This window comes from Sandaracinus amylolyticus (assembly GCF_000737325.1).
Classification (GTDB): Bacteria; Myxococcota_A; Polyangia; order Polyangiales; family Sandaracinaceae; genus Sandaracinus; species Sandaracinus amylolyticus.
In genome coordinates this window covers 5,886,337-5,904,382 of sequence record NZ_CP011125.1, presented here as the reverse complement: position 1 = coordinate 5,904,382, position 18,046 = coordinate 5,886,337, and the positions used below count along the sequence as shown (strand labels likewise).

Annotated in this window: 18 protein-coding genes; 9 read left to right on the top strand and 9 right to left on the bottom strand. The window is 72.8% G+C overall.

Translation table 11 applies throughout. The annotated features are described in order from the left end of the window. Positions 1 to 12 precede the first annotated feature (12 nt). The 7 genes from ccoG to DB32_RS24855 are packed head-to-tail and all read left to right on the top strand — an operon-like array spanning position 13 to position 6,503. Positions 13 to 1,449: a cytochrome c oxidase accessory protein CcoG gene (ccoG, locus tag DB32_RS24885; protein ID WP_083457736.1), complete on the top strand. Its 1,437-nt coding sequence runs from the start codon at positions 13 to 15 to the stop codon at positions 1,447 to 1,449. A gap of 45 nt (positions 1,450 to 1,494) precedes the next feature. Beyond that, positions 1,495 to 2,196: an SDR family NAD(P)-dependent oxidoreductase gene (locus DB32_RS24880; RefSeq protein ID WP_053235133.1), complete on the top strand. Its 702-nt coding sequence runs from the start codon at positions 1,495 to 1,497 to the stop codon at positions 2,194 to 2,196. A 5-nt stretch (positions 2,197 to 2,201) separates the two neighbouring features. Beyond that, complete coding sequence (locus DB32_RS24875) at positions 2,202 to 3,116, top strand: pirin family protein (RefSeq protein ID WP_053238945.1); 915 nt, start codon at positions 2,202 to 2,204, stop codon at positions 3,114 to 3,116. After that, a complete protein-coding gene (locus tag DB32_RS24870) occupies positions 3,113 to 3,661 on the top strand; it encodes an Imm42 family immunity protein (RefSeq protein ID WP_053235132.1) in 549 nt (182 codons plus the stop codon). Before DB32_RS24875 ends, DB32_RS24870 begins: the two co-directional genes overlap by 4 nt. Positions 3,662 to 3,712: 51 nt before the next feature. Next, positions 3,713 to 4,756 (top strand): tRNA preQ1(34) S-adenosylmethionine ribosyltransferase-isomerase QueA, encoded by a 1,044-nt coding sequence (gene queA, locus DB32_RS24865; RefSeq protein ID WP_053235131.1) that lies wholly within the window; start codon positions 3,713 to 3,715, stop codon positions 4,754 to 4,756. Next, a complete protein-coding gene (gene tgt, locus DB32_RS24860; RefSeq protein ID WP_053235130.1) occupies positions 4,753 to 5,940 on the top strand; it encodes a tRNA guanosine(34) transglycosylase Tgt in 1,188 nt (395 codons plus the stop codon). The genes queA and tgt overlap by 4 nt, the downstream gene beginning before the upstream one ends. Before the next feature lie 8 nt (positions 5,941 to 5,948). Next, on the top strand, positions 5,949 to 6,503 hold the full coding sequence (locus DB32_RS24855; RefSeq protein ID WP_169791544.1) for a nitroreductase family protein: 555 nt from the start codon (positions 5,949 to 5,951) through the stop codon (positions 6,501 to 6,503). Positions 6,504 to 6,618: 115 nt separating this feature from the next. Here the strand turns inward: DB32_RS24855 and DB32_RS24850 are convergent, their stop codons facing one another. The 3 genes from DB32_RS24850 to DB32_RS24840 are packed head-to-tail and all read right to left on the bottom strand — an operon-like array spanning position 6,619 to position 10,838. Then, complete coding sequence (locus tag DB32_RS24850; RefSeq protein ID WP_053235128.1) at positions 6,619 to 8,685, bottom strand: hypothetical protein; 2,067 nt, start codon at positions 8,683 to 8,685, stop codon at positions 6,619 to 6,621. A 44-nt stretch (positions 8,686 to 8,729) separates the two neighbouring features. Next, the gene (locus DB32_RS24845; protein ID WP_053235127.1) at positions 8,730 to 9,824 is read right to left on the bottom strand and encodes a hypothetical protein; all 1,095 of its coding nucleotides are present in this window, start codon (positions 9,822 to 9,824) and stop codon (positions 8,730 to 8,732) included. A 42-nt stretch (positions 9,825 to 9,866) separates the two neighbouring features. Beyond that, positions 9,867 to 10,838, bottom strand: a complete 972-nt coding sequence (locus DB32_RS24840) for an NAD-dependent epimerase/dehydratase family protein (protein ID WP_053235126.1) — start codon at positions 10,836 to 10,838, stop codon at positions 9,867 to 9,869. A 184-nt stretch (positions 10,839 to 11,022) separates the two neighbouring features. Here DB32_RS24840 and DB32_RS24835 point away from each other — a divergent pair, with 184 nt between their 5' ends. Then, on the top strand, positions 11,023 to 11,703 hold the full coding sequence (locus tag DB32_RS24835; RefSeq protein WP_053235125.1) for a PspA/IM30 family protein: 681 nt from the start codon (positions 11,023 to 11,025) through the stop codon (positions 11,701 to 11,703). Between the two features lie 117 nt (positions 11,704 to 11,820). Continuing rightward, positions 11,821 to 14,184: a hypothetical protein gene (locus tag DB32_RS24830; RefSeq protein ID WP_169791543.1), complete on the top strand. Its 2,364-nt coding sequence runs from the start codon at positions 11,821 to 11,823 to the stop codon at positions 14,182 to 14,184. Between the two features lie 41 nt (positions 14,185 to 14,225). On the opposite strand, the gene DB32_RS24825 is transcribed toward DB32_RS24830, so the two are convergent. The 6 genes from DB32_RS24825 to DB32_RS45570 form a co-directional block, all read right to left on the bottom strand. After that, a complete protein-coding gene (locus DB32_RS24825; protein WP_053235123.1) occupies positions 14,226 to 15,041 on the bottom strand; it encodes a methyltransferase domain-containing protein in 816 nt (271 codons plus the stop codon). Beyond that, positions 15,005 to 15,457 carry a DUF2752 domain-containing protein gene (locus DB32_RS24820; protein ID WP_169791542.1) on the bottom strand — a complete coding sequence of 151 codons (453 nt, stop codon included), beginning with the start codon at positions 15,455 to 15,457 and terminating at the stop codon, positions 15,005 to 15,007. Before DB32_RS24820 ends, DB32_RS24825 begins: the two co-directional genes overlap by 37 nt. Before the next feature lie 69 nt (positions 15,458 to 15,526). Next, the gene (locus tag DB32_RS24815) at positions 15,527 to 15,976 is read right to left on the bottom strand and encodes an ATP-binding protein (protein WP_157069364.1); all 450 of its coding nucleotides are present in this window, start codon (positions 15,974 to 15,976) and stop codon (positions 15,527 to 15,529) included. Further along, positions 15,969 to 16,457, bottom strand: coding sequence for an STAS domain-containing protein (locus tag DB32_RS24810; protein ID WP_053235120.1), 489 nt, complete (start codon positions 16,455 to 16,457; stop codon positions 15,969 to 15,971). The genes DB32_RS24815 and DB32_RS24810 overlap by 8 nt, the downstream gene beginning before the upstream one ends. Continuing rightward, the gene (locus DB32_RS24805; protein WP_240481249.1) at positions 16,454 to 17,098 is read right to left on the bottom strand and encodes an ATP-binding protein; all 645 of its coding nucleotides are present in this window, start codon (positions 17,096 to 17,098) and stop codon (positions 16,454 to 16,456) included. Before DB32_RS24805 ends, DB32_RS24810 begins: the two co-directional genes overlap by 4 nt. Before the next feature lie 4 nt (positions 17,099 to 17,102). Next, entirely contained in the window at positions 17,103 to 18,038 is a 936-nt protein-coding gene (locus tag DB32_RS45570) for an STAS domain-containing protein (protein WP_053235118.1), read from the bottom strand. Positions 18,039 to 18,046: the final 8 nt, after the last annotated feature.

Sequence of the window (18,046 nt, the reverse complement as noted above, 5' to 3'; positions counted from 1 at the left end):
AGGGTCAGAGTCATGAGCACGCCGATTCGCAGCTCCTCCGCGCAACCGCCGACTGGCAAGCTCCATCTGCCCGTCGTGAGCTCGCTGCGGAACGACGGCTCGCGCGCCTATCCGTACCCGGCCGACGTGGGCGGGCGATTCACGTGGGCGCGCCGCGTGACCTTCGCGGTGCTGATCGCGATCTGGGCGGCGCTGCCGTGGATCCACGTGAACGGGCGTCCGGCGATGTTCCTCGACGTGGCGTCGCGCCGATTCTTCCTCTTCGGCGCTTCGTTCAACGCGCAGGACTTCTGGCTCGTGTTCTTCGTCACCACCGCGCTGCTCTTCGCGCTCGTGGTCGTGACGACCGTGCTCGGGCGCGCGTGGTGCGGATGGACGTGCCCGCAGACCGTGTTCCTCGAGGCGCTCTATCGCCCGATCGAGCGCTGGCTCGAGGGGCCGCGCAACGAGCGCATGAGGCGCGATCAGGCGCCCTGGGACTTCGACAAGCTGTGGCGCAAGGGGCTCAAGCATCTCCTCTACGTGTTCGTGAGCCTGTTCGTCGCGCACGTGTTCCTCGCCTATTTCGTCTCGATTCCTTCGCTGTTCGAGATGATCACGCGCAGCCCGGCCGAGCACCCCGAGGCGTTCGGGTGGATGCTCGCGACGAGCGCGATCTTCTGGCTCGACTTCGGCTGGTTCCGCGAGCAGCTGTGTCTCGTCGTCTGTCCGTATGGCCGCCTGCAAGGAGCGCTGATCGACGACGACTCGCTGGTCGTCGGGTACGACGTCGGCCGCGGCGAGCCGCGCGGGAAGGGCAAGCGCAAGGACGGCGACTCGCGCGGTGACTGCGTCGACTGCCATCGCTGCGTGGTGGTCTGCCCGACCGGCATCGACATCCGCAACGGCCTCCAGGTCGACTGCATCGCGTGCACGCAGTGCATCGACGCGTGCGACGACGTGATGGACAAGGTCGGCAAGCCGCGCGGGCTGATTCGCTACGACTCGCTGCGTGGGCTGCGCGGCGAGACGCGCAAGCTCTGGCGCCCGCGGCTCGCGTTCTACGGCGTGCTCGGCGTGCTCGGGATCGTCGCGGCGTCGCTCGCGCTGCGCGCGCACGCACCGTTCGAGGCGAACCTGGTCCGCATGCAGGGCGCGCCCTACGTCGTCGAGCGCGCGGAGGTCGCGGCCGACGACGTGATCCGCAACCAGTTCCAGATCCACCTGGTGAACAAGCAGGACCAGCCGCGCACGTTCCGCCTCGAGGTGATCGACGGCAGCGGCGCGGAGGTCGTGCTCGCGCTCTCGGAGGTGATCATCGAGGCGCTCGGCGATCGACGGATCTCGCTGATCGCCCGAGAGCGTCGCGCCGACTTCGCCGCGGGCGAGCGCATGCGAGTGCGGGTGTCGATGGAGGGAGAGACCGAGCCGCGCGACGTCGAGGCGCCGCTCCTCGGTCCGACCCGCTGAGCGCCCCTGGGCATCCGGCCCGGGCTGCCCCATGAACGCGCCCGCATGAGCGAGGCGCTGCAGGGCAAGGTCGCCGTCGTCACGGGCGCGACCGGCAACGTGGGGTGGGGCGCGGCGCGGGCGTTCCTCGACGCCGGTGCGGAGGTGATCGCGCCCGTGCGATCGGAGTCTGCGCGCGCGCGGCTCGAGCTCGCGGGCCCGCGCGTGCACGCGGTGAGCGCAGACGTGTCGACGGAGCAAGGCAACGCCGCGCTCGCGTCGTTCGTGAAGCAGCGCTTCGGACGCCCCGATCACGTGGTCGCGTCGATCGGCCCGTGGTGGCAGAAGGGCCCGGTGATCGCGCAGTCGCTCGAGGAGCTCCGCGAGGTCATGACGACGTTCGTCGAGAGCCACTTCCTCCTCGCGAGGACGCTGCTCCCGCTGCAGCGCGACGTGCGCGGCACGAGCTACACGATCGTCACCGGCGCCGCGGGCGAGGGCACGATCCGCGGCGCGGGGCTGCTCGTGACCGCGGTGGAGGCGCAGTTCGGCCTCTCGCGCATGCTGCGCGCCGAGCACGCGGGCGACGCGGTGCGCGTGAACGAGCTGCGGATCCACGCGCGCATCGAGCGGCACGCACGCCCCGGCGTCGTGCCTTCGCGGGTCGCCGGCGATGCGTTCGTCGCGCTCGCGATGGGCGACGCGCGCAGCGAGCTGGTGCGGTACCGTGGCCCGGAGGCCGCGCTGCGGCCGGAGGTGGAGTCGTGAGCACGATGAACGAGAACGAGCCGGCCTGCATCGAGCGCGATCACGCGCCGCTCGTGATCGCGAGCCGCCCGCGCGATCTCGGTGGCTTCGCGGTGCGCAGGGTGTTGCCCGCGGCGAAGCGGCGCTTGGTCGGGCCCTTCATCTTCTTCGACGAGATGGGGCCCGCGGAGTTCGAGGTCGGGCAGGGCATGGACGTGCGCCCGCACCCGCACATCGGTCTCTCGACGCTCACCTATCTCTTCGAGGGCGAGGTCACGCACCGCGACAGCCTCGGGACGACGCAGGTGATCCTGCCCGGCGAGGTGAACTGGATGACCGCGGGCCACGGCGTGGTGCACAGCGAGCGCATCTCGCCCGAGGTCCGCGCGCGCGGCGCGTCGCTGCACGGGATCCAGGTGTGGATCGCGCTGCCTCGCGAGCACGAGGAGATCGATCCCTCGTTCGAGCACCACGCCGCGGGCGCGCTGCCGCGCTTCACGCACGGCGACGACGCGATCGAGATGACGCTGATCACCGGGCACGCGTACGGGCATCGATCGCCGGTGAGCACGTACTCCGACACGTTCTACGTCGCGGCCGACGCGCCGCGCGGCGGCACGCTGCGCCTGACCAGCGAGCACGAGGAGCGCGCGATCTACGTCGTGCGCGGCGAGGCCGCGTGGGGCGAGGACGACGGCATGCGCATCGGTCAGGGCGAGATGGTCGTGATCGACGGCAAGCGCGACGTGCCGATCGAGGTGACGCCGGGCTCGCGCGTGATGTTGCTCGGCGGCGCCCACCTGCCGGGCGAGCGCATCATGTTCTGGAACTTCGTCTCGACGTCCGCAGAGCGCATGGAGCGCGCGAAGGCGGACTGGAAGAGCGAGAAGTTCCCGAAGGTGCCGGGCGACGAGATCGAGCGCATCCCGCTGCCGGAGTGAGCGTGCTCTTCGGAGATCCGCAGCGCTTCGCGGTCGAAGCTCGAGTCATCGTTCCTGCCGAGCACACCGGGCCGGAGCACCTGGCCGAGCACGATCGCTTCGTGTACGGGCACTGCTGCTTCTGGGTAGGCGGAACGCAGGTCGGGCGGCTGGCGGAGATCGAGTCCTTGCGCGTCATGCAAGGCGCTTGCGACTCCCTCCTTCGCCATCGTGACGACCGAGAGGCGCGGGAGCTCGCGAGTTGCGAGCCAGCGGAGCTCGTCGCGTTTCTCGATGAGAAGCTCTACGGAGGGCTCGAGCGTTCGCGCTCCGAGATCCGGAGGGACACGCGCATCTACTGGCGCCACAACCTGCATCCGCAGGGCGTGGAGTCGTTCGACCGCATCGGGCGGCTGTTCCTCGTCGAGAACGACGCGGACGCCCGGCTCGTGTATTGCGGCATCGATGCGCAGCCGCTGGAAGTCGAGCTCGAGACGGGCTTCGTCGACGACGTGCTCGCGCAGTTCGTGCGGTGGTTCGACGAGCAGCACCCGCAGAGCCGCTGAGAGCGCAGGCCTTGCCACGCGTGGCGGAACGCTTCACATCTGCCGGCTCCCGTGGACGCACGTGAGCTCGACTTCGATCTCCCCGAGGACCTGATCGCGCAGACCCCGCCCGCGGAGCGCGATGCAGCGCGGCTCCTCGTGCTCTCGTGCGACACCGGCGCGATCGAGCATCGTCGCGTGCTCGATCTGCCCGAGCTGCTCGCGCCTTCGTTGCTCGTCGTGAACGACACGCGCGTGCTCCCGGCGCGGCTCTTCGCGACCAAGCCCACTGGAGGGCGCGTCGAGATCCTGCTGCTCGAGCGCACCAGCGCGCCCGGCACGCGCGAGTCCTGGAATGCGATCGCGCGCGGGACGAAGTCGCTGCGCGCCGGGATGCGCCTGTCGATCGCGAGCGGCTTCGACGCCGAGGTGATCGCGCTGCACGAAGGAGGCGAGCTCGACGTCGCGCTCTCCGCGTCTCCTTCGGTGCGCGACGCGCTCGCGGCGCACGGCCACGTGCCGCTCCCGCCCTACATCCGCCGCGCCGACGACGCGAGCGATCTCGAGCGCTACCAGACGGTCTTCGCGAAGGACGAGGGCTCGGTCGCCGCGCCCACCGCAGGGCTCCACTTCTCGGATCGTTTGCTCGCTGCGCTCGACGCGGCGGGACATCGCATCGCGCGCGTCACGCTGCACGTCGGCCCGGGCACGTTCGCGCCGCTGCGCACCGAGACGCTCGACGAGCACGTGATGCACGAGGAGCGCTGGGAGATCGCGGACGAGACCGCGCGTGCGATCGCGGAGGCGCGCGCCGAAGGACGTCCGGTGGTCGCGATCGGCACCACGGTCGTGCGCACGCTCGAGTCGGCGTGCGACGAGCACGGCATCGTGCGCGCGGGCGCGGGTCGCACCCGCATCTTCATTCGTCCGCCGTATCCGTTCCGCGCGATCGACGCGCTCTTCACGAACTTCCACCTGCCGCGCTCGACCTTGCTCGCGCTCGTGATGGCGTTCGCGGGCATCGAGCCCACGCGACGCGCCTATCGCGAGGCGGTCGATCAGCGCTATCGATTCTTCAGCTACGGCGACGCGATGCTGATCCGAGGCAAGAAGTGAGGACCGAAGGCTTTTCGTACCGCGAGATCGCGCGCGACGGCGACGCGCGACGCGGTGTGTTCACGACGCCGCGCGCGGTGGTGCAGACGCCGGTGTTCATGCCGGTCGGCACGCTCGCGACGGTGAAGTCGCAGTCGCCCGACGAGATCGAGGCGACGGGCGCGCGCCTGATCCTCGCGAACACCTATCACCTGTGGCTGCGACCCGGCGCCGAGATCGTCGACGCGATGGGCGGCGTGCAGAAGTTCCAGAGCTGGCCGCACGCCGTGCTCACCGACAGCGGCGGCTTCCAGGTCTTCTCGCTCGCGGATCTGCGCACGATCGACGACGAGGGCGTCTCGTTCAAGTCGCACCTCGACGGCCGTCCGCTGCGCCTCACGCCCGAGGAGTCGATGCGCATCCAGGCGCTGCTCGGCTCCGACGTCGCGATGGCGTTCGACGAGTGCCCGCCCGGCGGCGCGGAGCGACCGATCATCGAGAAGGCGCTGCGCCGCACCAGCGCGTGGGCGCGTCGCTGCTTGCTCTCGCCGTGGCGCGAAGGACAGGCGCGCTTCGGCATCGTGCAGGGCGCGACGCACGTGGATCTGCGGCTCTCGCACCTCGACGAGATCGCGGGCATGGAGGCCGGCGGGCGCGAGTTCGACGGCATCGCGCTCGGCGGGTTCTCGGTGGGCGAGCCGATCCCCGAGATGTACCGCGCGCTCTCCGAGATCACGCCGAAGATGCCGACCGACAAGCCGCGCTACCTGATGGGCGTCGGCACGCCCTACGACCTGCTGCACGCGATCGGGTGCGGCATCGATCTGTTCGACTGCGTGCTGCCGACGCGCAACGCGCGCAACGCGCAGGCGCTCACGTGGTCGGGCCGCGTGAACATGAAGCAGGCGCGGCACAAGCGCGACGAGTCGCCGATCGATCGCGAGTGCGACTGCCCGGTGTGTGCACGTCACTCGCGCGCTTATCTGCACCACCTGATCCGCGCCGAGGAGATGCTCGGCGCGCGGCTGCTCACGCAGCACAACCTGTGGTTCTACGGCGCGCTCACGCGGCGCGCGCGCGAGAAGATCGAGGCCGGCGGCTACCATGCGTGGGCCGCCGAGGCCGCGGCGAAGATGCGCGAGGGCGACGAGGTCGGGAAGGGCGCGCGCGAGAAGCCCCGCTTTCCGGGTGAAGGAGACGGATGATGGACGCGATGGAGCTGCTCCTCTCACGGCGATCGCTCGGCAAGCTCGGTGAGCCTGCGCCCGAGGGCGCGGCGCTCGATCGCATCCTGCGCGTGGCGCTGCGCGCGCCCGATCATGGCGCGCTGCGCCCGTGGCGCGTGCTGCTGATCCGCGGCGAGGCGCGCGCGCGCTTCGGCGAGGTGATGGCGGACTCGCTGAAGCGGCGGAAGCCGTCGGTGAGCGACGAGGACCTCGCGCGCGAGCGCGACAAGGCGCTGCGCGCGCCGCTGCTCGTGATCGTCGCGGCGTCGTACAAGACGGGTGGGAAGAACATCCCCGAGGTCGAGCAGCTGCTGAGCGCGGGGTGCGTCGCGTACGGGCTCGAGATCGCGGCGCAGGCCGAGGGCTTCGGCGCGATCTGGAAGACCGGCGACGCGGTCTACGATCGCGCCGTGCACGAGCGGCTCGGCCTCGGCGAGAGCGAGCACATCGTCGGCGTGCTCTACGTCGGGACCCCGACGATGGTTCCGCCCGACGGCGCGCGCCCGAGCGTCGAGAGCATCGTCAGCGAGTGGCGGGGCTGAGCGAGCCTTGCGGGAGTGCTCGTCCGGCGGTCCCGGACGGGAGCGCGCGGAGCGCGTTGGGACCCGCGGGCGAGCCGGATTTCGACAGTCGTCCAGCGCTACGGAATCCGTAGCGCTACGGATTCCGTAGCAGCTTCGCCATCACCAGGGCCCGCCGCGCTTCGAGCTGCGCGCGCGCCGGGCCGTCGCCGACGACCTCGATCGCGCGCTCGATCACCTCGCGCGCCGCGTCCCAGGCCTCTGCCTTCTCGGCGAGCTCGAGCGCGGCGCGCAGCGTGGCCGCGTCGTGGGTGATCGCGCCGGCGCGAGCGAGCGCGCGGGCCGCGTCGCCGAGGCGCCCGCTCGCGCGCAGCCGCTCCGCGATGCTGCGGGCCGCGAGGGCACGCGCATTGGGATCGCCGTCGCCGCGCTCCGGTGCGTCGCGCTCCAGCGCGTCGAGCGCCCCGGCGTCGAGCGCGTGCTCGAGCGACGTGACGTCCTCGCCCGCCCGGCGCAGCGCGTCGATCGCGGCACGCGCGCGCACCTCGGCGCGCTCGTCGATCGCGGCGCGCGCCATCGCGTGCAGCGCGCGCACGAGCGTGGTCCCGGCGCCGCGCTCCGCGAGCTCCAGGATGCGCGCGTCGGCCTCGGCGGCTGCTTCGCGCGCGCCGCTCGCGCGACGGATCGCGGACAGCGTCGCGAGCGCCTCGAGCTGCAGCGCCTCGGACTCGGCCTGCGCCGCCGCGTCCTCGAGCCGCGCCGCCGCGCCGCGCAGGTGACCCGCGGCCCGCGCGCGCTCCGCGGCGTGCATCAGCGCGCGCGCCGCGGCGTCGCGATCCTCGTGCAGCGCCGCCGCGCGATCCCACGCTGCGAGCGCCTCGTCGTTCCGGTCGCGCCGCGCGAGCGATGCCGCGAGCCCTTCGATCGCGACCACGTCGCCGGGATCGATCCGCGCGGCCTCGTCCCACGCGCGCGCGCCCTCGTCGATCTCACCCGCGCGATCGAGCAACGCCGCCGCCGCGCGCAGCACCTCGCCGCGCCGCGGGCCCGCGATCGTCGCCGCGAGCGCGCGCACGCCGCCGACCAGCGCGTCGCTCTCCGGCGCGTGCGCGACGCGCTCCAGCCACGCGAGCGCGAGCTCGGGGTCGCGCGGACGACGCGCCAGCGCACGTGCCGCGAGATCGGCCGCGGTGCCCGGATCGTCGTCGCGCGCGAGCCGCGACGCCGCGGTCAGCCCCTCGATCGCGAGATCGTCGCAGCGCTCGACCGCCGCGAGCGCGCGGGCGTGGCTCGCGGCGCCCTCGACGTCGTGGGACGCGAGCGCCTCGCGCAGCGCCACGCTCGGATCGCGCGCATCGCGCGCTCGCTCGAGCTCTGCGCGCAGCGCCTCGGCGGCGTCGCAGCCCTGGACCGCGTGCAGCTCCCGCCGCGCGACATCCTCGCGATCGATCGCCAGCGCCGCGAGCACCGGCGCGATCACCCGCGCGTCCTCGAGCGCCGCGCGCACGGCCGCGCTCACCTCGCCGCGCTCGCCGAGCCGCAGCCGCAGGTGACGCGCTTCGAAGCGCGGCGCCTCGCGTCGCGCGCCGCGCACCAGGGGGACGCGCTGTCCGTGCGGGACGAGCGCCTCGGTGAGCGCGCGACGCAACGGATCGTCGATGCGCGCCAGGCCGCGCGTGGGATCGAACGGCGCGCGCATCGAGGCGAGCAGCGCGAGCGCGTCGCCGAACGTGGTGCGTGGCCCGTCGATCGCGGCGCGTGCGCCGCGCAGCGCGAGCACCAGATCGTCTCCGTCCCACGCCGGCACGAGCTCGACGACGAGCGTTCGCGTCGCGTCGCGGAGCGCGACGGTCAGCGACTCGCGCGTCGTCGCGATCGTGCGCACCTCGATCGCGTCGGTGCTCAGCGCGCCCGCGAGCGCGTCGAGATCGATCCGCACGTCGAGCCGCGTGACGTCGCCGCGACGATGGCGGAACCGCGCTGCGCCGGCGCGCAGATCGATCGCGCCGCCCAGGCGCCCGAGATCGATCTCGAGCTGCTCGATCTCGCCCGCGCCGAACGCGAGCGGACGCGCGAGCGCGAGCACGCCGCGCCCCGCCTCGAAGCGCAGCGCGAACCGCGGGCGGCCGCGCGCATCACCGGGCGCATCGCCCGGAGGAGCTCCACGCGCCCGCACGGGCGCGAGCGCGTCGCGAGTGCTCACGGCCGCATCTTACATCGAGGGCGGACTCGGCAACGAGGGAGTGATCACCCGACGTACTGGCGGTAGCGCATCCAGGCCTCGCCGAGCGCGCCGATCGCCTCTTCGCGCAGCTCGCGCACCCGCGCGTCGCTCACGCCCTCTTCCGACGCCTCGTCGACGCACGCCATCACCGCGAGGTGGCGCTGTCGCGCCGCGAACGACGACGCGAGCAGCGGCAGCACGTCCTTCTTCGGCGCACCGAGCTGGATCGCGCGGCGGAACAGGCCGATCGCCTCGCCGTGCCGATCGCGCGACGCGTGCGCCTCGCCGAGCCGGCGGAACAGATCGCCCGCCGCGGGCCCGTCCTGGCCCCACTGGATGCCGAGCCGCAGGACCTCCTGCGCCCAGTCCACACGATCGACCGCGACGTACGCGCTGCCGAGCACGCCGAGCGCGCGCGCGAGCGTCGCGCGCACCTCGGGCGAGAGCGACTGGCCCTCCGCGGTGCGCAGGAGCAGCGAGAGCGGGCCCGGCCACGCGCCGATCAGATCGATCACGCGCTCGTGATCGTTCGCGTTCGCCGCGGACAGCACCGCGGGCACGACGTTGAGATCGATCGCGAACGGCGAGGGCGGGCGCGCCTTCTGCGACTCCGCGCGGATGCGGTCCTTGATCACGTCGCGCAGCTCGCGCACCGGGATCTCGTCGATCGCACCGCCGAGATCGACGACGACTCCGTTGCGCCCGTCGGGGTGCATCCGCAGCTCGCGCAGCTTGATCCCGAAGATCGCGCTGAGCAGCACCCAGCGGAACCCGATGAACGCGGTGAGGTCGTCGCTCTTCGGCTTCGCCGGGAGCGGGCGCTGCGGCTCGTCATCGGCGAGCAGCGCGGACGCGAGGCGCCGCCGGAACTCACCGAGCTGCAGCCGCTGCGCGGGCCCACCTTCGCCGAGCGTGAACTCGATCTGCGACGCGTCCTGCACGCGCGCATCGACGCTCACGGACGTGATGCGGACTCCCGCGACCACCGCGAACGCCACGAAACGTGGGCCGACGACGTCGCACAGCTGTGCGAAGGTCGGCGAGCCTTCGCCGAGGCGCTCGAACCAACCGTCCGCTCGCACGTCGTCGAGCCGGAATGCGCGCGCTTCACCGCTCAAGGGACAACCGATCCCGATGCTCTCTTCGATGCGAAGCCGCCGTCAAGCGCCGGCACGCGCGAGCTTCTCGCGATACCACGCGATCGTCCGCGCGAGGCCGTCCTCGAGATCGACGTGCGCGCGGAAGCCGAGGAGCTTCTCCGCCTTCTTCACGTCGGGGATGCGCAGCTCGACGTCGGGGAAATTCCACTCGACGAATTCGATCGGCGACTGGCTCCCGCAGAGCTGAACGACGAGCCGCGCGAGCTGGTAGATCGTGATCGTGCTGCGCGGGTTGCCGACGTTGAACGACTGACCGATCGCCTCGTCGCGCGTGAGCGAGAGCAGGATCGCGTCGACGATGTCGTCGATGTAGCACCACGATCGGATCTGATCGCCTTCGTTGTGGATCGTGATCGGCTTGCCCTGGAGCGCGCGCACGACGAACGCGTGGATCGCGCCTTCGCCGACCTGGCCGGGCCCGTAGATGTTGAACGGGCGGATCGAGCACGTGGGAAGACCGTGCTGCTTCCAGTAGTTGTGCGCGAGGTGCTCGGTCGCGAGCTTCGACACCGCGTACGTCCAGCGCGCCTCGCCGACCGCGCCGAGGCTCGTCACGTCGGCCTCGCGCACGCGGAACGCGTAGCTGCCGAACACCTCGCTCGTCGAGAAGTCCACGAAGCGCTTGAGCCCCGGCACCTTCAGCGACGCGCGCAGCGCGTTCATCGTGCCCTCGAGGCTGATCTCCATCGTGAGCACGGGGTTCTTCAGCACGGTGTCGACGCCGGCGATCGACGCCATGTGCACCACGTAGTCGACGCCCTGCGCCGCGTGCTCGAGCGCGCCGAGATCACGCACGTCGCCGACGACGAGCTCGACGCCCGGCGCCTTGTCGAGGCCCGCCTCGGCGAGCGCGTTGCGGCGCAGCGTGTCGAACACGCGCACGCGGTTGCCCGCTTCGAGCAGGCGGCGCGTGAGCGCGGTGCCGATGAACCCGGCGCCGCCGGTGAGCAGGAGCGTGGAATCGCGAACCATGGCCGAGCGCTAGCATTCCGAGAGGGGTCTTGGAAGACCCCTCTCCCCGAACACTGCGCGCGGGGCCCCAGCCCCGCTTGCTCTTTCGTGCGCGTCGAGTCGACGACCGCGCGCGCACCGACGCGTTCGCTTCCTAAAGCGCGAGCGCCGTGGCAACCTGCGATCTCGCGGAGCGGAGAAGGCGATGGGCATCTTCGATCGTTTCAACCGGGTCCTGAAGTCGAACCTCAACTCGTTGGTCGACCGCGCCGAGGATCCCGCGAAGCTCCTCGATCAGACCGTTCTCGATATGGAGAACGAGCTGAAGCGCGCGAAGAAGGAGCTGGTCACGCAGCTCGGCACCGCGAAGCGCCTCGAGAAGAAGGTCGCGGAGCACGGCGACGAGGTGAAGAGCTGGGAGGACAAGGCGGTCCTCGCGCTCCGCTCGGGTGACGAGCAGCTCGCGCGCGAAGCGCTGAAGATGAAGCAGAAGGCGAAGTCCACGCAGGACAACGTCCAGAAGCAGGCCGACGCCGCGTTCGGGAGCGCGCGCGATCTGCAGAGCACGCTCGAGCAGATCGAAGCAAAGATCGAGGACCTCAAGGCGCGCAAGACGACGCTCGCCGCGCAGGTGCGCCGCGCGCGAGAGAGCAGCAGCGCGGGCGGCGCCGGTGGCGGCCGCTTCGGCGCGGAGACGCTCGACGGGCTCGATCAGCTCTCGGGCCGCATCGATCAGCTCGAGGCCGAGGTCGAAGCATCGAACCTGCTCGACGATCCCGAGCGCGCGGCGGTCGAGCGTCGCTTCCGCGATCTCGAGAAGAAGAGCGGTGGCGCGGCCGTCGAGGACGATCTCGCGGCCCTCAAGCGCAAGCTCGAAGGCTCCTGACGCGTCGCGGAGCGGCCGCTGGGCACGGTCGAGCGACTGATCGTCTGGCATCGCCTCGCGACGCGCGGGCGGGACGATCTCAGCCAACCCGGCGTGATCGTGGGGTGGGCGCGGACCGTGCGCGCGCGCTTGCTCGCGGCGGGCGGAGAGATCCTCGCGACGATCTCGGGCACCGTGGTCGGCGCGTTCGATCCCGGCGACACGTCCGACGTGCTCGACGTCGCGATGGATCTGGTCGACGAGGCGGAGCGACAGCAGCTCGCGATCGTGATCGGCGTCGCGCTCGGGACGCTGCAGGACGGAGCGGGACGCGCGGTCGAGATCGCGGAGGCGCTCGCCGCACGCGCGCAGTCGGGCGAGGTCGTGCTCGATCCCGCGGCGCGGGAACGCGCGGAGGGGCTCTTCCTGTTCGGACGCCAGGTCTCGACCGGCGTCGGTGGGCCGCGCGGCTCGGTCGTCGATCGCGCGCACCGGCTCGACACCGTGGGCGAGGCGATCGGCAAGCTCACGCGCCCGCCGATCGCGCCGATCACCGCGGAGCACCTCGAGTCGCTCGTGTCGATGCTGGGCTCGCGCGAGGCGCCCGCGGTGGTGCTGCGCGGGCCGGTCGGTGCGGGCGCGATCGAGCTGGTGAGCGCGGCGATGGCGCGCCTCCGGCCGCGCTTGTTGCTGCCGGTCGGGAGCGCGGCGGGCGGCATCGCGCCGCTCGCGAGCCTGCGCTACGCGCTCGGGCGGACGCTCGGCGCGGACGACGCGGTGATCGCGGCGTGCGGAGACGACGCGGCGGGGCGCAGCGCGGGACGCGTGCTGCGCGTGACGCTGCGCGGCGGTCTGCCTCCGTGCGATGCCGTCGCGGACGCGCTCGCGACGCTGCTCTCGCGCGTCGGTGATGGCGGGCGCGACGCGCGCAGCTGGGTGTTCCTCACGCCGCTCGCGATGGTCGACGCGGCGAGCCTCGACGTGCTGCTCGGTGCGCGCGCGATCGGCGCGCCGATCGCGCTGATCGCGCGGTATCCCGTCGACGTGAAGCTCCCGACCGGTCTCGCGGAGCCGGTGCGCGAGCTCGTGCTGCCGCCGCTGCGCACGTCGGACGCGCGCGCGGTCGCGCAGACGGTGCTCGGTGACGCGACGGATCCCGAGCTCGCGCGCCGCATCGCGGTGCTCGGCGGCGAGACCCCGCTCGGCGTGGTCGAGGTCGCGCGCGCGCTGATCGCGTCGGGGGACCTCGTCGTCGAGGGCGACGGGTTCGTGTGGCGCGGCGCGCCGCGCGGCGGGATGAGCGCGATCCCGCTCGAGGAGGTCGTCGACGAGCGGATGTCGCGGCTCGAGGACGAGCCGCGCCGTCTGCTCGAGGCGGTCTGCGTGTCGCCCGAGGGCGCGACGCGCGAGCTGATCGAGGCGGTCGCGTCGCGCGACGGAGTGAGCGAGAAGGCGAGGGCGCGCGCGCTCGATCGGCTCGCGCGCGAGGCGTGGCTCTCGCCCGACGGTGGATGGCCCGCCGGCGCGGCGCCGCACGGCGTGATGCGGCCGCACCCGAGCTCGTCGTTCCTGCGCCGGTTCGTCGTGCAGGGCATGCCTCCCGCGCGCGCGGCCGAGCTGCATCGCTTCGTCGCGGAGGCACTGCTCGAGCGAGGTGCCGACGACGTCGCGCTGCCTTCGCTGCGCGCCGAGCTCGCGTACTACGAGATCGAAGGCGGGCTCGAGGAACGCGGCAGCGCGCGGCTGATGGAGATCGGTCGCGCCGCGCTGGAGACGGGCTACCGGCGCGCGGCGTCGCGGATCGCGATGCTGCTCGGCCGGCTCGGCACGGGCGCGTCGCACGACGTCGATGCGCTCTCGCGCGCGTCGGCGACCGTGCCGCCCAAGTCCGACTGGGACGAGGAGGACGCGGCGCCGCCCTCTGCCGAGATCGCGCTCGACGAGCTCGAGGGCACGGGCAAGCACCCGGTGCGCGACACCGAGCCGCCGACGGAGCAGGTCTCGCTCGCGGCCCACGATCTCGCGTCGACGCAGTCGGGCGTGATCGACTCGCGCGGCGAGGAGGACGATCGTCGCTCGTCGTTCGCGGCGGCCGCGGAGGAGGCGGTGCGCTCGCACGATCTCGTCGCGCTCGATCAGCTGCTGCAGCGCGCGGTCGCGTCGGGCAGCGACATGGCCGCGGTGTCGCGCTTCCGTGCGCTCGCGGATCTGATGCGCGGCGATCTCGGCGCGGCGCGGCTCTCGCTCGCGAAGGCGCGGGGGTATCGCGGGGCGGCGAAGGACGCGGATCCGCGGCAGCCGCTGGCGGAGGGCGCCGTCGCGCTGCGCGGTGGGGACGCGACGGGCGCGGTGCGGCTCGCGCTGCGCGCGCTGGCGCTCGCGCGGCGTGCCGGGGATCGCAAGGGCGAGACGACCGCCATGCGCATGCTCGCGGCGTGTCTGCGCGCGCTCGGTCGTGCGGACGACGCGTCGCGCATCGAGTCGGTCGCGCAGGACGCCTGATTGCCAGTGCCACCGTGGCACTGCCAGTGCCACCGCGGCACTCAGCGACGACGCGCGACGAGCACCACGTCGTCGAGCACGTGGAGCGGCGCGTCGCGATCGCCCCGCGCGAGATAGGGCGCGCGGGTCCACCGCTCGACCTCGAGGCCGCGCGGCGCGAGCAGCGTGTCGACCAGCGACACCAGCGCGTCCTCGAAGCCATCACCCTCGACGCCGAGCGGCTCGTCGGGATCGACGGTGTGCCCGCCCACGTCGACGTGCGGTCGCATCGGCAGCGGTGACGCGATGATCAGCGCGCCGCGCGGCTCGAGCGCCGAGAGCGCGGCGTCGAGCAGCGAGCGCGGGCGCGCGCAGCGATCGAGCACGTCGAGCAGCGCGACGGCGCGGAAGCGCGTCGTCGCATCGGGCAGCCGCTCGGTCGCGAGATCGATCGGGTGCGCGTCGAAGCCCTTCGCGCGCAAGCGACGCACCATCGGGCGCGACGTCTCGGTCGCGACGACGCGATCGAAGAGCGGCGCGAGCGTCGCGGTGACGTCGCCGTTGCCCGCACCGACGTCGAGCAGCGCCCCGCCGACGTGCTCGGCGCCGAGCAGCGCGCGCCACGACGTCGTGCCGAGCAGGTGCATCGGGTGCATCCCGAGCCACGCGTCGACGTCGTAGTCCGACGCGACGCGGCGCAGCGCGCGATGCAGCGCGGTCGCGAGCGCGCCGTGGGGACGCGATGCGTTCGCATCGAGCCAGGCGCGCGTGTCGGGATCGTCGGGGCGCGCGAGGTGACGCGATGCGAGCGACGCCGGCAGCGCGTCGAGCGCGGGCGCGCTCAGGCGAGCGAGATCAGCGCGATGCGCGTGACCCACGAGATCACGGAGAGCAGCGCGAGCACGATCGCGACTTTCTCGGCGTGCACGCGATCGAGCGCCGACACCACCGACCAGCCGCGCACGAAGCCGAGCGCCGCGAACGGGATGAACAGCGCGACCGCGAGGAAGAGCGCGATGCCGAACGGGTTCGCGTGCCACGCCCCGAGCACGTCGAGGCGGATCATGTACGAGAACGCGGTCGTGAGGCCGCAGCCCGGGCACGGGTACCCGGTGAACACGAGGAAGCCGCACGGCGGAAGGCCGAGCTGCGTGTGCGTGCCGTGCCCCTCGGGGTTCGGCGTGAGCCACGCGGCCGTGATGAACACCGCCGTCGGCAGCGCGAAGAGGATCGCCCAGGTCAGCCGGGAGACCCACGTCCCGGGCTCGATCCCGAGCCCCGTGGGGGCCGGCATCGGACGAGCGATCGGCGTCGGGACTGCGTTCTCCACGCGGGTGAGCGTGACGCTGGGCATCGGCTGGCGTCAAGCGCGCGAACGCGGGATCCAGCGGCGCGCGCGCACCACGTGACGGCCCTCGCGCGCAGGCACGAACATCAGCTCGTCGACCGCGCGCGACACCGCGCCGAGCCCGCGTCCCAGGCCCTCGTGCCACGGGTCGTCGGGGCCGAGCGCGCGACCGCGCGACCAGCCGTCGCGCACCGCCGCGTCGGGGTCGGGGATGCCCTGACCCTCGTCGGAGCAGGCGAGCTCGACGCCCACACGCGCACCGTCGCGCAGCACACGCACCTCGAGCACGCCGCCACCACCGTGCCGCACCGCGTTCGACGCGAGCTCGGCGGCCGCGATCGCGAGCTCGAGGCACGCGCGCGGCGGGAACCCGAGGGAGCCCGCGAACGCGCGCACCACGATCGACGCGACGAGGCGATCGCGCGCGTCGCTGCACACGACGCGGCGCGCCTCGCCGTCAGGCATCGCGCGCGTCGCGCTCGCCTTCACCCTCGTCCTCGTCGTCGCGCCCGTCCAAGAGCTCGTCCCAGACGTCGTCCTCCTCGTCGGGGCTCTCGGCGTGCACGCCGAGCTGCTCCAGCGCCTCCTCGAGGCCGAGCGCGGTGCGGATGCCCTCGAGCTCGATGCCCATGTCGAGCAGCGTCGTGACCACGTCGGGGCCGAGCCCGCAGAGCAACGTCTCCGCGCCCATGAGGCGCGCCGCGCGCGCGATGCGACCGACCATCGAGCAGAGATGGCTGTCGAGCAGCCACACGCCCGAGGCGTCGATCACGAGCCCGCGCGCGCCGCGATCGCGCAGCCGCGCGAGCAGACGATCGCGGAGCTCGTCCATCTGCGAGTCGCGGATCTCGCCCTGGAGCGGCACCACGAGGTTGCCCCAGAGCTCGAGGATCGGGATCGTCGTCGTCGCGGACCGATCGTAGGTCGTCGTCGTCCTCGCCCTCACAGCGCCACCTCCGTCTCCACGGTCGTCCCGTTCGGACCCGTCTTCACCTCGAACCGCAGCGCGATCCGCTTCACGCCGAGCAGGCCCTTCCCGAGCCCGGTGCGGCTGCGGTACGCGCCGCCGAGCACCTCGTCGAGCATCGCGATCCCGGGGCCTCGATCGACGGCGCGGATCGCGAGCGTTCGCTCCCCGCGTCCCGGCTCGAGATCGACGCTGCCCGGCGGCGCGTACGCGACGATGTTGCGCGCGAGCTCGCTCGTGACCGTCGCCGCGCGCTGCGCGCCGAGGCTCGTCGCGCCGAGCTCGAGCGCGAGCTCGCGCGCCCGGATGCGCACGCGCGAGATGTCCTCCTCCGTCGTGATCGCGTGCGACTCGCGCGCCGGCACCGGCCGCGGGCCTTCGAGCGCGGCGAGCTCGCGCATGAGCGCGGGCTGCAGCGCAGGGTCGACGAAGAGCTTCACGCCCTGCTCGAGGCGGGGCACGAGCCGCGAGAGATCCGCGACGGCGAGCGATCCTTCGGCGATCCCGAGCGCCGCCTGGGCGCGACGCCGCACCGAGTCGGCGAGGATCTCCGAGAGATAACGGCGCAGCGTGATCGCGACCGCGTGCTCGACGTCGTTCGTACGAGCGCCCGTCCGCACCGGCTCAGCGCCCCTCGCGGGCCGTGCCGCGCTCGCGCTCACGGTCGCGCGTCTTCAACGCGCGCCGCGCGCGCATCGTGTGCTCGAGCGCGTGGCGCAGGTTGCGCTGCGTGTCGAGCCCGGAGAACTCCACGCCCAGCTCGACGAGCGTCTGCGCGACCGCGGGCTGCAGGCCGCTCAGCACGCAGCTCGCGCCGAGCAGCTCGACCGCGCGCGCGAGCTTCGCGAAACGATCCGCGGTGCCGGTGTCGATCAGCTCGACGCCGGTGAGGTCGACGATCACGTGCTTCGAGCGCGTGCGCACCACCTCTGCGAGCAGGCGCTCCGACATCGCGGCGCTGCGCTGGGTGTCGACGAGGCCGATCACCGGGAGCACGAGCACGTCCTCCGCGACCTCGAGCACCGGCGTCGAGAGCTCGTCGAGCGCGACGCGCAGGCGCTCGATCAGCTCGCGGTTCTCCTCCTCGCGCTTCGCGAGCGCGTCGTTCCGCGTCGCGAGCTCCGACTCGAGCTTCACGCGCTCGGTCACGTCACGGAAGACCGTGATCGATCCGCCGCCCGGGAGCGGGCGCGCCGAGCACGAGAGCATCACGCCGTCCGGCGCCGTCGCGCCCACGCAGTAGAGCAGCTCGTCCACGATCGTCTCGCCGCGCGCGGCGCGCACCGCCGGGAGCTCGTCGAACGACTTGCGAGTCACGCGATCCGCCGCGAAGTAGCCGAAGCCCTCGGACCAGTCGCCCGGCGCGGTGTTCGCCGGCACGGCCCCGAGGACGCGGCTGCCCACCTCGTTCGTGTTCATCGTGCCGTCCGCCCCGAGGATCGCGATCCCGTCGGGGTTGTTGTCGAGCAGGAGCTCGACCAGCGTGCGCTTCTGCGCGAGCTCGGCGCGCAGCGCCTGGAGCTCTGCGTGGATGTCGGTCGTCGTCGCGGTGCTCTCCATCGTTCCTC